The sequence below is a fragment of the Janthinobacterium sp. TB1-E2 genome (assembly GCF_036885605.1).
GTDB classification, from domain to species: Bacteria; Pseudomonadota; Gammaproteobacteria; order Burkholderiales; family Burkholderiaceae_D; genus Janthinobacterium; species Janthinobacterium aestuarii.
In genome coordinates this window covers 1655946-1676896 of sequence record NZ_CP142523.1, presented here as the reverse complement: position 1 = coordinate 1676896, position 20951 = coordinate 1655946, and the positions used below count along the sequence as shown (strand labels likewise).

Below are 20951 nucleotides of genomic sequence, written 5' to 3'. Positions count from 1 at the left end.
TACGTGCGGGACGCCATTTTACGCGCGCAAGAGGTGAAACAGATTGCGCAGCATGCCAGCGGTGGCGCCCCATATGTAGAAGCGCTCGTACGGCATGGCGTAGAACGAGCGCCGTCCGCCCGGCAACTCCACCGACAGGCGCTGATGGTTGAGGCCATCCATGAGGAAAGCCAGCGGCACTTCGAAGATTTCCGCCACTTCCGACGGGTCGGCGCGCAGCTCGAACGGCGGCGTCACCAGCCCCACCACGGGCGTGACCTGGTAGCCGGTGCCCGTCAGGTAATCTGGCAAACAGCCCAGCACTTCGATGTGCTCGCGCGCCAGGCCCACTTCTTCTTCCGTTTCGCGCAGGGCCGTGGCGATGGGCGACGCATCGAACGCTTCGCTGCGCCCGCCGGGAAAGCTGACCTGCCCTGCATGGCTGCTCAGGTGGTCCGTGCGCATGGTCAGCAAGATGGTCAAGCCTTGCGGGCGTTGCACGAGGGGAATGAGAACGGCGGCGCGCACGGGCACGGCGCGGGCGGAAAGGAAATCCTGGGTAATCTCGGGCTGCCAGTCGGGCTGTTCGGCCAGGCGCTGGCGCAGCCAGTCCGGCGTCAGGCGCACGGCGTCCAGCGCCGCCTCGCCGGCGATCGAATCGATGGCAAGTTGTTTGGGATCAAATGCGATGGTGGCCATTGCCCCTCCCTCATGATTAAAAGCACCTGGCAAAACCGTCGCGAGCGGAAGGAAGAGGTAGCCGAGACGCGCAACCGTGCTCTAGCACAGTGAGCATCGCAGGCTGCCTATACCGACGCGCAGCAGGTTTGGCGAGGTGTCACCATAAAAAAAAGGGCACCCTGAGGCACCCTTTTCCCAACGCAGACGCTGATATTACGCGCTTGCTTTCGCCACAACGCGGCGATTTGGCAATTTTTCTTTGATACGCGCCGATTTACCCGAACGCTCACGCAGATAGTACAGCTTGGCGCGGCGAACATCACCACGGCGTTTCACTTCGATCGAAGCGATCAGCGGCGAGTACAGTTGGAACGTACGCTCAACGCCTTCGCCGGACGAGATCTTGCGAACGATGAAGTTCGAGTTCAGGCCACGGTTACGACGGGAGATAACGACGCCTTCGTAAGCCTGGGCGCGCTTGCGCGTACCTTCGACTACGTTGACGCTGACGATAACGGTATCGCCTGGTGCGAATTCAGGAATGGTTTTACCCAGACGAGCAATTTCTTCCTGCTCTAATTGTTGAATCAAGTCCATTTTTAACACTCCGAAAACCATCATGCCGGCGCACTGTGGATAGCAAGTATCCGCCCGGTAGAGGATGGGTAACACAATATGGGCAACATGCCCGGCACTACTGGCCACCCTGCCGGCCGTCCGGAGACGGCTTACAGGCTGGCCAAGAATTTTTCGTCGGTCTTGCTGAGCAAGCCGGCGGCGCGCGCACTGACCAAGAGGTCAGGCCGCTTTGTCGCGGTCGCTTCCAGCATGCGCTGGCGGCGCCACTTGACGATCTCGGCATGATTGCCACCCATCAAGACGGGCGGCACGACCATGCCTTCATATGTTTCCGGCCGCGTGTAGTGCGGCGAATCGAGCAAGCCATTGACGAAGCTGTCCTCGATGGCCGATGCCTCGGTGTTCAAGACACCCGGCAACAAACGGATCACCGCATCCATCAGCGCCATGGCAGGCAATTCACCGCCCGACAGGACGAAGTCGCCGACGCTGATTTCCTCGTCGACGCAACGGTCCAGCAAACGCTGGTCCACGGCTTCATAGCGGCCACACAGGATCACCAAACCAGGTTCGGCTTTCAGCTGCGTGACGCGCTCGTGCGTCAACGGACGGCCTTGCGGCGACATGAACACCACGCGGGGCGCCACCAGTCCCAATGCGGTCTGGCGCTGCTTCGCGGCATTGATTGTCGCTTCGAGGGGACGGGCCATCATCACCATGCCGGGGCCGCCGCCATAAGGGCGGTCATCCACGGTACGGTGATTGTCGGTCGTGAAATCACGGGGATTCCACAGCGACAAGCCACATTTCCCCTGCTCGAAGGCGCGCCGGGTCACACCCGACTGCGTCAGCGCGGCAAACATTTCCGGGAACAGGGTCACGACATCAAATTGCATCGTTCACCATCCTGCAAAGTTTGCCCGGCGCATTGTTAAGCGCAGGCGGTTTAATAATCGAGGCCCCAGTCGACCGTGATCTTGCTGGCAGCCTTGTCAACGTTAATGACAAACTGGCCAACAAACGGGATCAGGCGCTCAGGCGCCTTTTCAACGGTCTCATCAGCAGTAGCGACGGGCGTAACGCGCAAGATCGACTGCGGACCATTGCTCATCATGTCGTGCACTGTGCCGAGGCACTCGCCTTGCAAATTCTCGACTGTCAGTCCGATCAGATCGGACCAATAAAATTCATCGGCCGTCAGCGTCGGGAAATGGCTACGCGGAATTTGCACAGAGACGCCTTTCAGCGCTTCTGCGGCATCCCGCCCGACCACACCCACCAGCTGGGCCACGACGTCGCCGCCGTGTAACTTCGCTTGCCTGACTTGAACATCATGCAAGGTCGGTTTATCAAACCACCAGGTTTTGACGCTTAATAATGCATCCGCGTCGTCGGAGAAAGGAGTGATCCTGACTCCGCCAGCAATGCCATAGGCACCGGAGACATAGCCTACCTGTACCAGGTCATCGGGGACTTTCACCCCGGATGCAGTCTTGACCGTCAAACCAGTGATCTAATTAAGCTGCTGCTTTGTTGTTGCTAGCTACCAGGCGAGCAACGGTTGGCGACAATTGTGCGCCAACGCCTTGCCAGTAGGCCAGACGGTCTGCGGTGATACGCAGTGGAACTTCGCCACCTTGCGCCATCGGGTTGTAAAAACCGATACGCTCAATGAAGCGACCATCGCGGCGATTGCGCGAATCAGTAGCGACGATGTTGAAGAACGGGCGCTTCTTGGCGCCTCCACGAGCTAAACGAATAACGACCATAATATTTCCAAAAAGTGTGCTGAGGCGGAAAAAGCCGCAAATTATAGCGCGCTTTACCGCCAGGCAGCAAGCGTTATGATGACGGGCGTGTAATTTGGGCTAATCAAACATTATGACCAGTCATGGCCGAAGACGCAATAGGCGCGTGCGTCTATCGTGCCGCCGATGCCACGTCCAGGCGGTGACGGCATCGCCTGAACACGGCACGAAAGTGCTATCGTTGCGGCAGGGAATGACCGATACTGACAATCTTTACCGATGAGCAACTCTGGAGTCCCATGACCACCGCTACCATTTTGCAACAGTCGCACAAGAACAAGGCATTTACCAGCCTGCTGGCCTTTTTGCTGGGCTGCCTGGGCGCCCACCGCTTCTACCTGCACGGCGCCAAAGACCGCTGGGGCTGGCTACACCTGGCCGCCCTGCCCGCCTCCCTGCTGCTGCGCCAGCTATTTCCCGACGCGGACTGGTTTTACCAGATATTGCCGCTGACCTTGTCCGCGCTGGGCGGCTTCCTGGAAGCGCTGGTGCTGGGCCTGATGCCGGACGACAAATGGGATGCGCGCTATAACGCCGCCTCGGGCCGCGCGTCGGACACGGGCTGGCCCCTGGCCGTCGTGCTGGTCGCTACCTTGATGCTAGGCGCGGGCGTGCTGATCGCCACCATGGCGCGCCTGTTCGACTTGCTGTACACAGGCGGCGCCTACGGTTAATTTCCATGCGGCAACCACCGCCATCAAGGCGCGCCGCGCGCACATGTAAGTGTTGGTAAGCAATCATGATTTTCCTCTATACTGCATTCACAATGCCGACATTACTGGTTCATTTAACACCCCCTAGGAGAAGATCATGATTCGTCGCCCACTCATCCTCGCAGTTGCCGTCACGGCCCTGTTCAGCACCTCCGCCTTCGCGCAAAACCTGTCGCCGAAGGCGCAATACGCGTACGACACGAAGCAAGCCAGCACCCGCTACGCGGACGACAAGAAATTGTGCGCAGAAGAAACCAGCTCGAAAGCCCGCATGCAATGCCTGCGCGACGCCAAGGGCGAATACGACCAGGCCATCATCAACGCCAAGGCCGCGCAAAAGGCTGGCAACTCGTATGCTGGCCAGAACAGCAAGCCTGCCCAGCAGATCTGCGCCGAGTGCGGCAAGGTGCTGGCAGTCAACGTCACTGAAAAAGCCGGCGAAGGCGGCGCCCTGGGCATGATCGGCGGCGGCGTGGCCGGCGCCCTGCTGGGCCGCCAGGTCGGCGGCGGACGCGGCAAGGACCTGGCCACCCTGGCCGGCGCCGCTGGCGGCGCGTATGCCGGCAAGCAAGTCGAAGGCCACATGAAGAACGCCAAGACATGGACCGTCACCGTGCAATACGAAACGGGCGCCAAGGCTGACTTCGCGTTTGATCAGGATCCTGGGCTGGCTGCTGGCGACCTGGTGCGCAATTCGGGTAATGGCATTGCCAGAAGGTAAGCTGAACCCAAGAGCAAGGACTGGGGTCGGCCCCTGAGGGTCCGACCCCGGCACTTACGTTTGGGGTTAAAAAAAGCGCTGGAGAGTGATCTCCAGCGCTTTTTGCATTCAGCCGGCAGTTACCGGCAAGGATGCAACTTAAAACTGCTCTTCCGACAGCGCCATCACGCCGGCGCTGCCGTCGATGATGGTGGCGCGCAGTCCTGGCGCTTGCGACAGGATGTGGTCGGCAAAGAAGCGCGCCGTGGCGATTTTTGCCTTGTAGAACGCCGCGTCGCCGCTGCCCTCGCCCAGCTTTTGCTGCGCCACCACGGCCGCGCGCGCCATCTGCCAGCCGCCCAGCACGATCCCGGCCAGTTTCAGGTACGGCACGCTGCCCGCAAACACGGCTTTGATGTCCGTCTTCATGTTCGCCACCACATACTCGACCACGGCTTCCAGCGCGGCACTGCCTTCGGCCAGGTGACGCTGCATGGCCTGGAAGTCGGCACCCGTCAGCTCGCCCAACTGGGCTTCCGTGGCGCGCACCTGGGCGATGATGGCTTTCGCCACGGCGCCGCCGTCGCGCACCGTCTTGCGGCCCACGAGGTCGTTCGCCTGGATGGCCGTCGTGCCTTCGTAGATGGTGAGAATCTTGGCGTCGCGGTAATGCTGGGCCGCGCCCGTTTCTTCAATAAAACCCATGCCGCCATGCACTTGCACGCCGTCGCGCGTGACGTCCTGCGACATTTCCGTGGCCCAGCCCTTGATGACAGGGACTAGGTATTCATACGTCGCCAGGCTTTCCGCGCGCACGTCCGCATCGGGATGGTGGTGCGCCACGTCGCTGATGGCCGCGCCCACGTAGGCCAGCGCGCGCGCCGCCTCCGTTTGCGAGCGCATCGACATCAGCATGCGGCGCACGTCCGGGTGGTGGATGATGGACACGGGACCAGGCGAACCGGCCAGGTCGCGCGACTGCACGCGGTCCTTGGCGAACGCCACGGCCTGCTGGTAGGCGCGCTCGGCCAGGCCGATGCCTTGCAAGCCGACGCCGAAGCGGGCCGCGTTCATCATGATGAACATGTATTCGAGGCCGCGGTTTTCCTCGCCCACGAGGGTGCCGATGGCGCCACCGTGGTCGCCGAATTGCAGCACGGCCGTCGGGCTGGCCTTGATGCCCAGCTTGTGCTCGATCGAGACGCAGTGCGCGTCGTTGCGCGCGCCCAGGCTGCCGTCCGCGTTGACGAGGAATTTCGGCACGATGAACAGCGAGATGCCTTTCACGCCAGCGGGCGCGTCCGGCGTGCGGGCCAGCACCAGGTGGACGATGTTTTCCGCCATGTCGTGTTCGCCGTACGTGATGAAAATCTTCGTGCCGAATACTTTATAGGTGCCGTCTTCCTGCGGCACGGCGCGCGTGCGCACGGCGGCCAGGTCGGAGCCGGCCTGCGGCTCCGTCAGATTCATGGTGCCCGTCCACTTGCCGGACACCAGGTTTTCCAGGTAGACAGCTTTCTGTTCGTCACTGCCGGCCGTCAGCAGCGCTTCGATGGCGCCGTCCGACAGCAGGGCGACGAGGGCGAACGAAATGCTGGCCGAGTTGAGCATTTCGATGCACGGCGTAGCCAGGAGCTTGGGCAAGCCCTGGCCGCCGAACTCCGTCGGATGCTGCACGCCCTGCCAGCCCGCTTCGCCATAGGCCTTGAACGCTTCCTTGAAGCCTTTCGAGGTCGTCACTTGCCCGTCGTGCCAGAAGCTCGGCTCCTTGTCGCTGGGGCCGTTCAAGGGGGCCACCACGCCGCCGCAGAACTTGGCGTTCTCTTCCAGCACGGCTTCGGCCGTATCGGGCGTGGCGTCTTCGCAACCCGGCAAGGTGTGGATTTCGGCCAGGCCGGCCAGTTCGTTCATCACGAACAACATGTCTTTCAGCGGGGCTTGATAGCTCATCTTCTTTTCTCCAAGAAAAAAGCCACGCGCGGCTCGCCGTGTGGGGCGGGCCGGCGTGGCTTTGTCAGTAACAAAACCGGAAGGGGTGTGACTTAACCCAGTTCTTTGACCAGTTGCGGCACGATCTCGAACAGATCGCCCACGATGCCGTAGTCGGCCACGGCAAAGATCGGCGCTTCCGGATCCTTGTTGATGGCGACGATGGTTTTCGAGTCTTTCATGCCGGCCAGATGCTGGATCGCGCCCGAGATGCCGACGGCGATGTACAGCGATGGCGCGACGATCTTGCCCGTCTGGCCCACTTGCCAGTCGTTCGGCACGAAGCCGGCGTCGACGGCGGCGCGCGAAGCACCCATGGCGGCGCCCAGCTTGTCGGCCAGCGGCTCCAGGATGTGGAAGTTCTCGGCCGAACCCATGCCACGGCCGCCCGACACGATGATTTTCGCGGCGGTCAGTTCAGGACGGTCGGACTTGGCCAGTTCGCGGCCCACGAAAGCCGATTTGCCGGCATCGGCAACGGCGGCGACGGTTTCCGTGGCAGCCGAACCGCCGGTGGCGGCAGCGGCGTCGAAACCGGTCGTGCGCACGGTGATGACCTTGATCTTGTCACCAGATTGCACGGTAGCAATCGCGTTACCGGCGTAGATCGGGCGCTCGAAGGTGTCAGGGGAATCGACCTTGGTGATTTCCGAGATTTGCGCCACGTCCAGCTTGGCGGCCACGCGCGGCAGGATGTTCTTGCCGTAGGCGGTGGCTGGCGCCAGGATGTGGCTGTAGTTGCCGGCGATGGCCAGCACTTGCTCGGCCACGTTTTCGGCCAGGCCGTCGGCAAAGTACGGCGCGTCGGCCACGATGACTTTCGTCACGCCGGCGATTTGCGCGGCGGCAGCGGCAGCGGCCGATGCGTTCGAACCTGCGACCAGTACGTGCACGTCGCCGCCGCACTGGGCAGCCGCGGTCACGGTGTGGTGGGTGCTGCCCTTTAAGGTAGCGTTGTCGTGTTCAGCAATAACTAATGCGACCATGATTATTCCTAATAGTTAGCAAGTGCCGGGGTCAGACCCGCCGGGTCTGACCCCAGATTTTATGTTTTGGCGGCAAACCGCTCAGATAACCTTGGCTTCGGTACGCAGCTTGGCGACCAGGGTAGCGACGTCCGGGACCTTGATGCCGGCCGAGCGCTTGGCTGGCTCGACAACTTTCAGGGTCTTCAGGCGTGGCGCAACGTCGACGCCCAGGTCTTCCGGCTTGACGGTCTCGAGCGGCTTTTTCTTTGCCTTCATGATGTTCGGCAAGGTCACATAGCGTGGCTCGTTCAAACGCAGGTCGGTGGTGATGATCGCTGGCAAGGTCAATGCCAGGGTTTCCAGGCCGCCGTCGACTTCGCGGGTGACGGTGACTTTGCCGTCTTCCAGCACGACTTTCGAGGCGAACGTGGCTTGCGGCCAACCCAGCAGGGCTGCCAGCATCTGGCCGGTCTGGTTGCTGTCGTCATCGATCGCTTGCTTGCCCAGGATGATCAGTTGCGGCTGTTCTTTCTCGGCCAGGGACTTCACCAGCTTGGCCACGGCCAGCGGTTCCAGTTCGGTCGTCGTTTCCACCAGGATGCCGCGGTCGGCGCCAATGGCCATGGCCGTGCGCAGGGTTTCCTGGCACTGCGTCACGCCGCAGGAGATGGCGACCACTTCAGTGACCTTGCCGGCTTCTTTCAGGCGCATCGCTTCTTCCAGCGCGATCTCATCGAAAGGGTTCATCGACATTTTGACGTTGGCGGTATCGACGCCAGTGCCGTCACTCTTGACGCGGACTTTGACGTTATAGTCGACCACGCGTTTGACGGGTACCAAGACTTTCATAGCTATGCCTTTGGGAAATTATAAAAATGACGGATCAAGTGCTGATTGTGCGTTCGATTATAAGAGAAATTTGAATCTTGAACCGAATTTAAGCACGATCGTGCGATTTTTTGTTAGAGCAATCCATCTAAACTGTCCAGCTTCGGGGATTTCAAGGGTATCCGCCGCTACGCTGCAGGGCAGCAAAAGGGCTGGCTCGGGAAGGAAAACCAGGCCGCGCCACGGCGGCCCCGGCTGGCAGAATTATTTGCGTTGCATCAGGAAGACGAATTCGGTACCCGTCTGCACATGCGACAGCAGGGCATTGCCCGTTTGCTTGGCGAAAGCCTGGAAGTCGCGCACGGAACCGGGATCGGTTGCCATGATGCGCAGCACTTCCCCGCTCTGCAGCTCTGACAAAGCCTTTTTCGCCTTCAGAATCGGCAACGGGCAATTCAAGCCCCGCGCGTCGAGTTCTTTGTGAAATTCCATAATCTCGGTATCAAGTAGTGTGTCGCTCATCATCAATATCCCACCATTGTTTTGTTGTACTGATTTTCGACATACTACTCTAAATCAGGGGCATTGACGCGCTGCACCAAAATAGTTCATCGGCTGTTGTGGTGTCACAACGAGATTCCACACGGCAAAACGGCCCGCAAACACCGTCTGCGGGCCGTTTTCAAGAGGCTGTGGGGCGAAAACCCCGCATGCCTGCTAGCTTACGCTTTATTTTGCGCGCTCGCCGACCCAGGCCGGCACGCCAGCCAGGGCGTTCGCCAGACCGCTCGGATCGGTACCGCCAGCCTGCGCCATATCGGGGCGTCCGCCGCCTTTTCCGCCCACTTGCTGTGCAACGAAGTTCACCAGCTCGCCCGCTTTGACCTTGGAAGTCGCGTCCGCCGTCACGCCGGCGATCAGGCTGACCTTGCCGTCCGCCACGCTGGCCAGCACGATGGCGGCCGTTTTCAGCTTGTCCTTCAGCTTGTCCATGGTTTCGCGCAAGCGGGCCACGTCGGCGCCGTCCAGCACGGCCGCCAGCACCTTGATGCCGTTGACGTCGACGGCTTGCGTGACCAGTTCATCGCCCTGGCCCGAGGCCAGTTTCGATTTCAGCGCGGCCAGTTCCTTCTCCAGCGCTTTCACGTGGTCCTGCACCTGGCCGATGCGGGCAGTCAGTTCTTCCGGCTGCGCCTTCAGGGCGTTGGCCGCTTCGACCAAGCGGCGGTTGATGGTTTGCACCAGCGCCAGCGCGCCCTCGCCCGTCACAGCTTCCACGCGGCGGATACCGGCGGCAACGCCGCTTTCGCCGATGATCTTGAACAGGCCGATGTCGCCCGTGCGCTGCACGTGGACGCCGCCGCACAGCTCTTTCGAGCTGCCGATGTCGAGCACGCGCACTTCATCGCCGTATTTCTCGCCGAACAGGGCCATCGCACCATGCTTGACGGCATCGTCAAACGACATCAAGTGGGCTTGCGTGGCGCGGTTTTCCAGGATCTCTTTATTGACGATGGTTTCCACAGCGGCGATCTGCTCGGCCGTCATCGGCGCATTGTGGCTGAAGTCGAAACGGGTCTTGTCCGGGTCAACCAGCGAACCCTTTTGCGCCACGTGGCTGCCCAGCACTTCGCGCAAGGCCTTGTGCATCAAGTGCGTGGCCGAGTGGTTGCGGATCGTGCGTGCGCGCTTGGCCGTATCGACTTGCGCCGAGACGGCGTCGCCCACTTTCAGCACGCCCGATTCGAGCACGCCGTGGTGGCCGAACACGTCCGCCTGGATTTTCAGGGTATCGCTGACGGCAAAGCTGCCGGCGCCCGAGGCGATCACGCCCTGGTCGCCCACCTGGCCGCCCGATTCCGCGTAGAACGGCGTCGTGTCGAGCACGACGATGCCTTCCTGGCCAGCTTTCAGTTCAGCTACCTGCGTACCGGCCGCGTACAGCGCGACGACCTTGCCGCTGAACGTCAATTGATCGTAGCCGACGAATTTATTTTTCTCGCCCGTGTACTCGACCTTGCTGTCCTTGTGCGTCTTGCCGCCCTTGCGCGACAGTTCCTGGCTTTCCTTCAGGGCCGCGTCGTAGCCGGCCTGGTCGAACGTGATATTGCGTTCGCGGCAGATGTCCGCCGTCAAGTCCGGCGGGAAGCCGTAGGTTTCGTACAAGGTAAAAGCGGTGGCGCCGTCGATGCCCGTGGCATCCTTGGCCAACTGCGCTTCCAGCACTTTCATGCCCGTTTCCAGGGTTTCGCCGAAACGCTCTTCCTCGGCTTTGAGCATATTGGCGACGTTGTCTTTCGCTTCTTCCAGCTCGGGATAGGCGCCGCCCATCTCGATGGCGAGATCGGCCACCAGCTTGTAGAAGAACGGTTTCGTCTGGCCCAGCTTGTGGCCATGGCGCAAGGCGCGGCGGATGATGCGGCGCAGAACATACGCGCGGCCTTCGCTGCCCGGGATGATGCCGTCGACGATCATGAAGGCGGCGGCGCGGATGTGGTCGGCGATCACGCGCAGCGACTTGTTTTCCAGGTCCGTGGCGCCCGTTTCGCGCGCGGCGGCGCGGATCAGATGCTGGAACAGATCGATTTCATAGTTCGAATGCACGTGCTGCAGCACAGCGGCCAGGCGCTCCATGCCCATGCCCGTGTCGACGCAAGGCTTCGGCAGCTTGTGCATGACGCCCGCTTCGTCGCGGTTGAACTGCATGAACACGAGGTTCCAGATTTCAATGAAGCGGTCGCCGTCTTCGTCAGGCGAACCCGGTGGGCCGCCAAGAATGTCGGCGCCGTGGTCGTAGAAGATCTCCGTGCACGGACCGCATGGGCCCGTGTCTGCCATCTGCCAGAAATTGTCCGATGCGTAACGCGAACCCTTGTTGTCGCCGATGCGGATGATGCGCTCGACAGGCACGCCGATTTCTTTCGCCCAGATATCGTAGGCTTCGTCATCTTCGATGTACACGGTGACGGTCAGCTTGTCAGCCGGCAAGCCATAGACTTTGGTCAGCAGTTCCCACGCGTACTGGATTGCATCGCGCTTGAAATAGTCGCCGAAGCTGAAGTTGCCCAGCATTTCAAAGAAAGTATGGTGGCGCGCCGTGTAGCCGACGTTTTCCAGATCGTTGTGCTTGCCGCCGGCGCGCACGCAGCGCTGCACCGAGGTGGCGCGCGTGTAGGGACGGCTGTCCGTGCCTGTAAACACATCCTTGAATTGCACCATGCCGCTGTTCGTCAACAGCAAGGTCGGATCGTTGCCTGGCACCAGGGAGCTGGAACGGACGATGGAATGGCCCTTGGACTCGAAAAATTTGAGGAACTTGTCGCGGATTTCAGTTGATTTCATGTTTTTTTGGCAAAGAGTGGCGGCAGCTTTAAAGGGAAGATTATACGTGATCTAGGTACGGGAATTGGCGCCGGGCAGCCAGCATTGTTGCAAGCCTGCCCACGCATGCCGCCCCGCCCGCTCAGGCCGGGTCGTGGTGGCTGGCGCAGGCGTGTGGCGCGGGCTTGGCCTTGGCGGCCGCGGCCCCCGTGACGCCCGCGGCGGCGTTGCAGTCGGCGCAGCGGCCGTACAGGGTTAGTTCGTGGCGCTCGACGACAAAGCCTTGCGGCGCCATGCGCTTCAAGTCGCCCGGGCAATCATGTACGTCGAACACGCGCTGGCACGTGGTGCACTGGAAATGGTGGTGGTGGTGATTGGCCGCCGTGTTCGACTCGTAGCGCGGGTTTTCACCGGGCAAGGTCACCACATGCACCTTTTCTTCCAGCACCAGGGACTTCAAGTTGCGGTAAACGGTGGCGATGCCCAGCTGCGTCACTTGCAAGCTGGCCTGTTCGAGGATTTCCTGCGCCGACAAGGGGCGCTGGGCCGACTCGATGGCGGCTTGAATTGCGGTTTTTTGACGTGTTGTGCGTTCCATAGCCGACAGAATACACCATCCGCCTGTATCTACCGCCCGGAAAAACTGTCACACAGTAATGATAATGGGTTATCATTATCAACTTAGGGCAGGCATTTACCTGTCACGCGCTGCCCCAACCCTGCCAATACCGATAGCGAATAAGGAACTTTTGCCCATGTCCGTCCGTCCTCACCAACCCACTCCCCTCGCGCTGGCCATCATGCTGGCCTTTGCCGCTCCCGCCAGCGCACTGGCGCAGCAGGCGACAACCTTGCCCGCTGTGACCGTCTCGGCCAGCGCGCTGGCCCTGGGCAGCGACGACATGAGCACGCCCGTCACCGTACTCGAAGGCGACGCACTGGTGCTGGCAAGGGCGGCGACCCTCGGCGAAACCCTGGCCGGCCAACCCGGTATCACGTCCAGCCATTTCGGCGCCGGCGCCAGCCGTCCCATCATCCGCGGCATGGATGGCCCGCGCGTCAAGGTGCTGTCCGATGGCGCCGAAGTGCAGGATGCGTCGACCATCAGCCCCGACCATGCTGTCGCGGCCGAACCGATGCTGTCGGAACAGATTGAAGTCTTGCGCGGCCCATCCGCGCTGGCCTACGGCGGCGGTGCCGTCGGCGGTGTCGTCAATGTGATCGACAAGAAAATCCCCACGCGCGTGCCCGCAAAAGGTTTTGAAGGCAGCGCGGAAGTGCGCGCCAACTCGGCCGCGCGCGAAAAGGCGGGCGCCTTTGAAGTGACTGGCGGCTCCGGCAACATCGCCTTCCACGCGGAAGGCGTCAAGCGCGACGCAAAAGAATACAAGGTCGGCAGCGGCTGGGAAGGCGGTTCGAAAGTGGCCGGCAGCTACAACAAGACGGACACGGGCAGCGTGGGCGTGTCGTGGGTGGGCGAGCGCGGCTTCCTGGGCCTGGCCTTCACCAGCCAGCACGCGGAATACGGCTTGCCCGGCCACAACCACGAATTCGAAAGCTGCCACCCGCACGGCACGCACCTGCATTGCGGCGGCCACGAAGGCCACGATCACGGTGATGAAGAGGAACATGACCACGACCACGAAGATGGTGCCGTTCCCTACGTGAAACTGAAGAGCGAACGCTGGGATGTGCGCGGCGAATTGCGCGATCCCGTACCGGGCTTCGCCAAGCTGCGCCTGCGCGCCGCGTTCACCGATTACAAGCACGATGAAATCGAGGGCACGGAAATCGCCACCACCTTCAAGAACAAGGGCCACGATGCGCGCCTGGAAATGGAACACCATCCCGTCTTCGGCTGGCGCGGCGTGGTCGGCCTGCAAACGTCGAAGCGCGATTTCTCCGCCCTGGGCGAAGAAGCGTACGTGGCGCCGACAGTCACGAAGAAACACGCGGCTTTCCTGGTCGAGGAATACAAGCTCGACCAATGGCGCTTCGAAGCGGGCTTGCGCCACGAATGGCAAGACATCACGGTCGATAGCGCCACCTTGCGAGACCGCAGCGCCAAGGGCACCTCGGTCTCGCTGGGCGCCGTGTGGAAATTCGCACCCCAGTATTCGCTCGGTTCGACCATTTCTCGCACGCACCGTTTGCCCAGTGCCGAGGAACTGTATGCGCACGGCGTGCACATGGCCACGGCCACGTATGAGCTGGGCAATGAAAACCTGGGCAAGGAAACGTCAAACAATATCGACTTGACCTTGCGCAAATATGCGGGCGCCACAACGTTCTCGGCCAGCGCCTACCGCAACAAGGTCGATAATTACATCTTCGGCTCCACCCTGGACAACCACGAAGGCTTCCAGCTGATCCAGTACGCCCAGCGCGACGCTACCTTTACGGGCGTGGAAGGCCAGATCCGCCAGCAACTGAACCCCATGTTCGGCGCCAGCGTGTTCGGCGACTACGTGCGGGCCAAGCTGGCCGACGGCGGCGGCAACTTGCCGCGCATCCCGGCCCAGCGTTTCGGCGTGAAGTTCGACGCCAACTGGCAAGCATGGAGCGGCGTGGCCGAGTTCTACCGCGTGGGCAAGCAGGATAAAGTGGCCGCGTTCGAAACGGCAACACCGGGCTACAACATGCTCAACCTCTCCGCCAACTACGACACGCGCATCGGCACGACGCCGGCCCAGTTCTACATCAAGGCGAACAACCTGACGAATGAACTGGCGTACAGCCATACTTCGTTCATCAAGAATGCGGCGCCGTTGATGGGACGTAACTTGACGGTCGGCATGCGTGTAACGTTCTAAGCTGTTTGAAACGTAGGTCGGCTTAGCGCGCAAGCGGGTAAGCCGACAACACCAGCGGCGCCAACAATGTTGTCGGATTACGGCGCTGCGCGCCTAATCCGACCTACGCCATGGATGGAATAATATCTATCCTGTCCGTACAAAACCCATCCACGCCCCAGGCCAGCAATTCGCTGGCCCGCTCGGGTGTGTTGACGGTGTAGCAGAACAGCCCGTATCCCGCCTCCTTGACCTCTCGCGCCAGTTCCGGCGTCAGTTGCTGGTGGTCGCAATGGATGGCCACCACGTCCAGTTCCTTTGCTTTTTTCGCCCAATCAGAAGGTATCTGTTCGACCAGCCAGCCGCGCGCCAGTTCCGGCGCCGCCTGGCGCGCCTCCTGCAAGGCTTCGATGCTGAACGACGACAGCAGCGGCAGCAATTCGCCAGCGGCGATTTCCTGTGCAAAGTGGTCGCGCGTGGCGCGCGCCACCACCGTCCCTGTCTGCGCGTCGAAGCCGGGCGCCGGTTTGATTTCGATATTCATCCAGATGCGCTGCGCCTTGCAATACGCCACCACGGCGTCAAAAGTAGGCACGCCTTCGCCCGCGAATGCGGGGCCGAACCAGGCACCCGCCTCCATCGTCCCCAGCTGCGCGGCCGTGTAGTCATTGATACGGCCGCTGCCGGCCACGGTGCGGCCCAGTTCGGGATCGTGCACGACGACGGGTACGCCATCGGACGCCAGCATGACGTCGAATTCCACGGCACGGTAGCCGTAGGCCAGGCCGCAGCGCAGGGCGGCCAGGGTGTTTTCAGGCGCCAGGATGCCGCCGCCGCGGTGCGCGAGGGTGCGTGGATAGGGCCACATGGGATTCCTTTAAGCAATTCTATGGAGGCAAGACAGTCTTGCCATACTATCGCGTGCCAATGCTGAAAAGTAAAGCGGCCGCCGTTTGACGGCCCGCCGCAGCGATTGGCGCCCCGCCAGCCCCGTTTCGTCGCAGCCCGGTTGCGCGCTGGCCTGCGCTGGCACACAATGCCCCATCGCTACCAGCAGACACTTCCATGAAATCCGACGTCCCTTTCGCCGAAGCCCCCGCCAGGCGCCGCTTCCCCTACTACCGCATGCTGCTCGACGCGCGCTACGCGGTGGTGCTGAACGTGATCTGCGCGCTGGTCATTACGTTCATGCTCAATCCAGGCAGCCATTTTGGACAAAACCTGGTCGCCTCGATGTGCATCGGCACGATCGCCTTCCTGCTGATCGACGGCATGCGCCTGACATTATGGGGTGCAGGCCAGCGGCCCAGATTCCTGCCCTTCATGCTCATCATCCTGCTGTCCGTGCCCGTTGCGCAAATGCTGGGTTTGCTCCTGTTCGGCTGGCTGACGGGTGTGGACGTGGGCGGCTTCGAAAACCTGCTGCCCACGCAAATGATGGGCACACTCGTATTCACCCTGCTGGCCACGGGCGGCGCCGTGCTGTTTTTCTCCAGCCGAGAAAAGATTGCCCGCCTGCAAATGGCGGCTGCCGAGGAAAAAGCCCGCGCCGAATCCGTGGCGCGCCAGGCCATGCAGGCGCAACTACAATTGCTACAGGCGCAGATCGAACCGCACATGCTGTTCAACACCTTGGCCAACCTGCAGGGCCTGATCAGCTTTGACCCCGACCGCGCCCAGTTGCTGCTCGACCAGCTGATCCAGTACTTGCGCGCCACCCTCTCTTCCTCGCGCGCCGAGTCCACCACCCTGGAACAGGAGTTTTCCCTGATGCAAGCCTACCTGGGCCTGATGTCGATACGCATGGGCGCGCGCCTGCGCTTTACGCTGGACTTGCCCGCAGCCTTGCGCCAAATCAAGGTGCCGCCCATGCTGTTGCAGCCGCTGGTGGAAAACGCCATCCAGCATGGCCTGGAACCAAAGATCGAAGGCGGCCACATCCACGTGCAGGCGTCCACGGATGGCGGCGTGCTGCTGCTCACCGTCAGCGACGATGGCCTGGGCCTCGACCATCCGGGCCAGACCAAAGGCACGCAGCTGGGCGTGGCGAATATCCGCGAACGCCTGCGCGGCATGCATGGCGATACCGCCAGCCTGTCACTGGACGCCGACACGCCGGCAGGCGTCATCGCCCGCCTTCAATTACCGATTCACTCCACCACCGCGAGCCCCACGCCATGACCAGCCCCACCCCGCGCGCCCTGATCGCCGAAGACGAACCCATACTCGCCGCCGCCCTCGCACACGCCTTGCAGCGGCTGTGGCCGGAACTCGATATTGTTGCCACCTGCCCCAACGGCGTGGAAGCCTTGCGGCAAGGCCTGGCGCTGCAGCCAGACATCCTCTTTCTCGACATCAAAATGCCAGGCAAGACGGGCCTGGAAGCGGCCGAAGAACTGGCAGAGCAATGGCCGGACGGCATCGCGTTCCCCCACATCGTGTTTGTGACCGCCTACGATGAATATGCGCTGGCCGCCTTCGAGCATGCGGCCGCCGACTACGTCTTAAAACCCGTCAACGATGCGCGCCTGGGCAAGACGGTGGAACGCTTGCAGCAGCGCTTGCGCGACAGCGGCGTTGGCAAAGGTGTTGGCAACGGCAGCGGCAACGCTGCAGTAACAGCAACAGCAGCAGCCTCAGCGCCAGCGACGACCGCCACGGCAACGCGGGCAGCCCAGTCCGCCAGCGACGACAACATGGCCCGCCTGCTGAGCCAGTTGCAAGCCATGCTGCCGCCCGCGCCGCGCCTGCAGATGATACGGGCGGCCGTCGGCAACAGCGTGCGCATGATCGCCTTGGCCGACATCGTGTATTTTGAAGCGCTGGACAAATACATCAATGTCGTGTGCCAGGACAGCGAAGCGCTGATACGCACGAGCCTGAAGGAGCTGCTGCCCCAGCTGGACCCGCAACAATTCTGGCAAATCCACCGGGGCACCATCGTCAACGCCAGCGCCATCGCCACGGCCGTGCGTGACGAAGCCGGCAAGCTGTCGCTGACCCTGCGCCAGCACCCCGCGCAACTGCGCGTCAGCCCTTTATATGCGCATCTGTTCCGCCAGATGTAAGACAAGACAAGACGCGCAAGAGCCAATGCCTAGTGCATCTGGTGCTTCAAGTCAGACAACTCATCGTGCACCTTGAGCACGGCGCTCTTCATTTCCGGCGTCACGCTGGTCGCCGTGCCGCACGCCCGCTTGGCGCGGTCGCCCAGCGATTCCATCTGATCGACTGCTTGCCGGATGCGCGCATCGTCTTGCGTGTCGATGGCTTGCCGCACGGCGCTCTTTTGCTGGTCCAGCTGGTTGATACAATCCTTCAAGTCCATCGGCATGCCCTGCTGCTGGCCGCACAGCTGGGCCGCCTGGCCGATCGCGTGTTCGATGGCGCCAAAGCGCCGTGCCACTTCCTTTACCTGCATCATGATGTGTCCTCCTACAGTGTAGGGAGTTGGATCGTCAAGCCGGCACAGGGTTCCCCGCTGGCCGCGACAAGGTCGAAATTTCCATGCGGCACTTTTTTGTAAGCGCTTGTGACATTTTAGATAATTATCAAATCCTTCAGATACATTGGCGTACCTGAACCATCACGCCACCCATGACCTCGTTGCCGTCCCTGCCCCGCCGCGCTCCAGGCCTGCTGCTGATCGTCCTGCTGCACCTGGGCTTCGCGTATATCGTCTTGCAGTCGCGGCCCCACGCCGTCACGGACGAGAACCTGCCGCAGGGCCCGGCCATCACTTGGCTGCGCTACACCGCCCCGGCGCCGCCCAAGCCCGTACCCGCACCGTTGCCCGGCCCAAAACCAGCGGCAGCAAGAGTGCCGCGCCTGCCAATGCCAGTTCCCGTCAGCCGCCCCCTGCCCGCTCCCGCCATCGAGCAGCCGCCAACGCCAGTAACGCCGGAAGCGATCACGCTCGTCCCGCCACCGAGCGCGGCCGATATCCTGGCGCAAGCCAAGCGCGACGTGGGCAAGATCGACAAGGATTTACGCAAAGAATTCCCGCAACGGGGTGGGGAGAAATTCGACGACACGGGCTACAAGCGCATGCAGCAGGGCTTTGCCGAAGCCTACGCGGCCGTGCCGCCGAAATGGTACGAGGCGTCAAAGATCGAGGAAATCGGTGCCAATGAGGCCAGGGGCAGCCGCACGTATAAAATCACCAGCGCGCTGGGCAGCTTGTGCGTGACCACGCGCGCGGGCAAGCAGGGGGAAACGATGATCGGCATGTGCCCCAAATAGTCGGACTCAGCCCACCGCTTCGCGCGCGCCCAGCGGCTGCAGATGGCGCAGGCGCAAGGCGATCAGCACGCCGCCGCCCAGGCACAGGCCCAGCATGATGACCACGCCCGTCCAGCCGTCGAAGCCCCACATCATGCCCGAGGCGGAACCGATCAGGCTCGAACCCAGGTAATAGAACAGCAGGTAGAAGGCTGAAGCCAGCGCCTGCGGCGCGCGGGCGCGGCGGCTGACCCAGCTGCTGGCGATCGAGTGCGAGGCAAAGAAGCCGAAGGTGGCCAGCGCCATGCCGATGACGATCAGCGGCAGCGAGTCGAACAGCGTCAATAAAATGCCGGACAGCATCAGCAACAGCATGATCCACAGCACCCCCCGGCGCCCCAGGCGGTCCACCAGGCGCCCCGCCCAGACGGAGCTGAAGATGCCGATCAGATACAAAAACGCCAGCAAGCCAACCGTGCTCTGGCGCAAGCCGAATGGCGCGGCCAGCAGGCGGTAGCCGATGTAGTTATACAGGCTGACGAAACAGCCCATCAGCACGAAGGCGAGGCAAAACAGCCACGGCAAGCCCCGGTCGGAAAAATGCTGGCGAATGGCGTGCGGCAAGGCGTTCCAGCCTTTTGTACTGGGCACGAAATTTTTCGATGCGGGCAGGCTGCGCCAGAATTCCGCCGCCGCCAACACGCCGGCCACGCCCAGCACGCCCAGAGCCCAGCGCCACGACAGGAAATCGCTGAGCATGGACGCCACCAGCCGTCCCGACATGCCGCCAAACGCGCTGCCGGCAATATACAGCCCCATCGACAGGCCCAGGGATGGGCCCTCGATTTCCTCGCCCAGGTAAGCCATGGCCACGGCCGGCATGCCGCCCAGGGCCACGCCCAGCGCGGCGCGAATCGCCAGCAGCTGCGCATAATCCTGCGCGAAGGCGGACAAAATCGTGAGTATCGCGGCGGAAAACATCGACGCCACCATCAGCGGTTTGCGGCCGACACGGTCCGACACGGCGCTCAGCAGCACCAGCGAGATGGCCAGCAAGCCGCTCGACACGGAGAGCGACCAGCTGCTTTGCGCCGGCGTCAGATGGAACTGGTGCGACAGCAAGGGGAACAGGGGCTGGATGCAGTACAGCAAGCTGAAGGTGGAAAAGCCGCCAAAGAACAGGGCGCGGTTGCTGCGCTTGAATTCGATGGAACCCTTGGCGATGGCCGTGCGGGGAGCGGGAGGGGAAACTGGAATGGCGGATGAGGCAGCGGGGGCAAAAGCAAGCGATGAATCAGACATGGCCGTGTTTCAAAGAGGAGCGAGTCTTCATCTTAGGATTGCCAACTCATATCGTCCAATATATATTCAAGGCCCAACTCATACTTTAAAACGATTACTGGACAAATATGGAACTGCGCCACCTCCGTTACTTTGTCGCCGTCGCCGAGGAATTGCACTTCACGCGCGCGGCCGAGCGCCTGCACATCGGCCAGCCGCCGCTGAGCCAACAAATCCAGGCGCTGGAAGCGGAATTGGGCGCGCAGTTGTTCGAGCGCAACAAGCGCTCCGTGCGGCTGACGGAAGCAGGCCGCCTTTTTCTCGACGATGCGCGGCGCATCCTGGCCCTGTCGGAGCAGGCGGCCGTGACGGCGCGCCGGGCCCAGCGGGGCGAAGCGGGCGAATTGCGCATCGGCTTTACCTTTTCCACGCCGTTCACGCCGTATTTCGCCACCGTCATCAACCGCTACCGCCAGCAATTTCCGCACGTCACCTTGACCCTGCATGAAATGGCGACCTTGCATCAGCTCGAAGCGATCAGTGGCCGCACAATGGACCTAGGGTTTGTGCGCCCGCCGGAAACGACATATCCATCCGATATCAAGCTGACGCAACTGCGCCAGGACCCGCTGTTCCTCGTGCTACCTGTCGCCCATGCGCTGGCGGCCAAGGACGCCATCGCCATTGCCGACATGGCGGGCGAAGGTTTTGTCATGTATCCCAAGGATGCGGGCACGGGGATTTATCCGCAGATCTTCCGCCTGTGCAAGGCGGTCGGCTTCGTGCCCCAGGTGGCGCAGGAAGCGGGCGAGGCGTCGACCATCATCGGCCTGGTGGCGGCCGGCTGCGGCATTTCCGTACTGCCCGCCTCATTCGACCGCATCCGCATGGATGGCGTGTGCTACCGCCCCATCGCCGACCCGCAGGCGACGACCAGCCTGTTACTGGCGCAAAGAGAAGAAGAGACGTCGCCGCTGGTGGCGGCGTTCGTCAAACTGGCCGAGGAAGCGGCCATGGAAGAGAAAGAATAGGCCGATGAGGCCGGCGTAGGTCGGCGTAGGTCGGATTAGGTCGGATTAGGTCGGCGTAGG

Annotated in this window: 21 protein-coding genes; 7 read left to right on the top strand and 14 right to left on the bottom strand. The window is 62.0% G+C overall.

Annotated elements, in window-relative coordinates; genetic code table 11:
- Positions 1-18: 18 nt before the first annotated feature.
- The 5 genes from OPV09_RS07495 to rpsP form a co-directional block, all read right to left on the bottom strand.
- Positions 19-678: a CoA pyrophosphatase gene (locus OPV09_RS07495; protein WP_034759862.1), complete on the bottom strand. Its 660-nt coding sequence runs from the start codon at positions 676-678 to the stop codon at positions 19-21.
- A 195-nt stretch (positions 679-873) separates the two neighbouring features.
- The gene (rplS, locus tag OPV09_RS07490) at positions 874-1257 is read right to left on the bottom strand and encodes a 50S ribosomal protein L19 (RefSeq protein WP_010395528.1); all 384 of its coding nucleotides are present in this window, start codon (positions 1255-1257) and stop codon (positions 874-876) included.
- A gap of 131 nt (positions 1258-1388) precedes the next feature.
- A complete protein-coding gene (trmD, locus tag OPV09_RS07485; protein ID WP_072454367.1) occupies positions 1389-2135 on the bottom strand; it encodes a tRNA (guanosine(37)-N1)-methyltransferase TrmD in 747 nt (248 codons plus the stop codon).
- 50 nt (positions 2136-2185) lie between these two features.
- Positions 2186-2743 (bottom strand): ribosome maturation factor RimM, encoded by a 558-nt coding sequence (gene rimM, locus OPV09_RS07480; protein ID WP_034759867.1) that lies wholly within the window; start codon positions 2741-2743, stop codon positions 2186-2188.
- Between the two features lie 13 nt (positions 2744-2756).
- Entirely contained in the window at positions 2757-3008 is a 252-nt protein-coding gene (gene rpsP / locus OPV09_RS07475) for a 30S ribosomal protein S16 (protein WP_010395524.1), read from the bottom strand.
- A gap of 278 nt (positions 3009-3286) precedes the next feature.
- On the opposite strand from rpsP, the gene OPV09_RS07470 reads away from it, so the two are divergent.
- Together OPV09_RS07470 and OPV09_RS07465 are read left to right on the top strand one after the other, a co-directional pair.
- Positions 3287-3721, top strand: coding sequence for an NINE protein (locus tag OPV09_RS07470; protein WP_070303694.1), 435 nt, complete (start codon positions 3287-3289; stop codon positions 3719-3721).
- A gap of 136 nt (positions 3722-3857) precedes the next feature.
- The gene (locus tag OPV09_RS07465; protein WP_070303695.1) at positions 3858-4481 is read left to right on the top strand and encodes a glycine zipper 2TM domain-containing protein; all 624 of its coding nucleotides are present in this window, start codon (positions 3858-3860) and stop codon (positions 4479-4481) included.
- A 138-nt stretch (positions 4482-4619) separates the two neighbouring features.
- On the opposite strand, the gene OPV09_RS07460 is transcribed toward OPV09_RS07465, so the two are convergent.
- From OPV09_RS07460 to OPV09_RS07435, 6 genes are all read right to left on the bottom strand, one after another.
- Entirely contained in the window at positions 4620-6410 is a 1791-nt protein-coding gene (locus OPV09_RS07460; protein WP_072454366.1) for an acyl-CoA dehydrogenase, read from the bottom strand.
- A 92-nt stretch (positions 6411-6502) separates the two neighbouring features.
- Positions 6503-7435, bottom strand: a complete 933-nt coding sequence (locus tag OPV09_RS07455; RefSeq protein ID WP_034759881.1) for an electron transfer flavoprotein subunit alpha/FixB family protein — start codon at positions 7433-7435, stop codon at positions 6503-6505.
- 81 nt (positions 7436-7516) lie between these two features.
- Positions 7517-8266, bottom strand: a complete 750-nt coding sequence (locus OPV09_RS07450; RefSeq protein ID WP_034759884.1) for an electron transfer flavoprotein subunit beta/FixA family protein — start codon at positions 8264-8266, stop codon at positions 7517-7519.
- Positions 8267-8509: 243 nt separating this feature from the next.
- Positions 8510-8737: a sulfurtransferase TusA family protein gene (locus OPV09_RS07445; RefSeq protein ID WP_010395510.1), complete on the bottom strand. Its 228-nt coding sequence runs from the start codon at positions 8735-8737 to the stop codon at positions 8510-8512.
- A 237-nt stretch (positions 8738-8974) separates the two neighbouring features.
- A complete protein-coding gene (gene alaS / locus OPV09_RS07440; RefSeq protein ID WP_338681012.1) occupies positions 8975-11587 on the bottom strand; it encodes an alanine--tRNA ligase in 2613 nt (870 codons plus the stop codon).
- Between the two features lie 121 nt (positions 11588-11708).
- Complete coding sequence (locus tag OPV09_RS07435; RefSeq protein WP_034759891.1) at positions 11709-12164, bottom strand: Fur family transcriptional regulator; 456 nt, start codon at positions 12162-12164, stop codon at positions 11709-11711.
- Positions 12165-12321: 157 nt separating this feature from the next.
- Between OPV09_RS07435 and OPV09_RS07430 the strand changes: the two genes are divergently transcribed.
- Positions 12322-14379, top strand: coding sequence for a TonB-dependent receptor domain-containing protein (locus OPV09_RS07430; RefSeq protein WP_338681011.1), 2058 nt, complete (start codon positions 12322-12324; stop codon positions 14377-14379).
- A gap of 103 nt (positions 14380-14482) precedes the next feature.
- Here the strand turns inward: OPV09_RS07430 and ugpQ are convergent, their stop codons facing one another.
- Positions 14483-15226 carry a glycerophosphodiester phosphodiesterase gene (gene ugpQ / locus OPV09_RS07425; RefSeq protein ID WP_338681009.1) on the bottom strand — a complete coding sequence of 248 codons (744 nt, stop codon included), beginning with the start codon at positions 15224-15226 and terminating at the stop codon, positions 14483-14485.
- A gap of 197 nt (positions 15227-15423) precedes the next feature.
- Between ugpQ and OPV09_RS07420 the strand changes: the two genes are divergently transcribed.
- Both OPV09_RS07420 and OPV09_RS07415 read left to right on the top strand, forming a co-directional pair.
- On the top strand, positions 15424-16539 hold the full coding sequence (locus OPV09_RS07420) for a sensor histidine kinase (protein ID WP_338681008.1): 1116 nt from the start codon (positions 15424-15426) through the stop codon (positions 16537-16539).
- Positions 16536-17426, top strand: coding sequence for a LytTR family DNA-binding domain-containing protein (locus tag OPV09_RS07415; protein ID WP_338681006.1), 891 nt, complete (start codon positions 16536-16538; stop codon positions 17424-17426). Before OPV09_RS07420 ends, OPV09_RS07415 begins: the two co-directional genes overlap by 4 nt.
- Before the next feature lie 29 nt (positions 17427-17455).
- On the opposite strand, the gene OPV09_RS07410 is transcribed toward OPV09_RS07415, so the two are convergent.
- Positions 17456-17782, bottom strand: coding sequence for a hypothetical protein (locus tag OPV09_RS07410; RefSeq protein ID WP_034759909.1), 327 nt, complete (start codon positions 17780-17782; stop codon positions 17456-17458).
- A gap of 173 nt (positions 17783-17955) precedes the next feature.
- Between OPV09_RS07410 and OPV09_RS07405 the strand changes: the two genes are divergently transcribed.
- Positions 17956-18600 (top strand): hypothetical protein, encoded by a 645-nt coding sequence (locus OPV09_RS07405; RefSeq protein WP_338681005.1) that lies wholly within the window; start codon positions 17956-17958, stop codon positions 18598-18600.
- A gap of 6 nt (positions 18601-18606) precedes the next feature.
- Here OPV09_RS07405 and OPV09_RS07400 read toward each other — a convergent pair whose 3' ends face one another.
- Complete coding sequence (locus OPV09_RS07400) at positions 18607-19881, bottom strand: MFS transporter (protein ID WP_338681004.1); 1275 nt, start codon at positions 19879-19881, stop codon at positions 18607-18609.
- A gap of 107 nt (positions 19882-19988) precedes the next feature.
- Here OPV09_RS07400 and OPV09_RS07395 point away from each other — a divergent pair, with 107 nt between their 5' ends.
- A complete protein-coding gene (locus tag OPV09_RS07395; protein WP_338681003.1) occupies positions 19989-20891 on the top strand; it encodes a LysR substrate-binding domain-containing protein in 903 nt (300 codons plus the stop codon).
- The last annotated feature ends 60 nt before the right edge of the window (positions 20892-20951 follow it).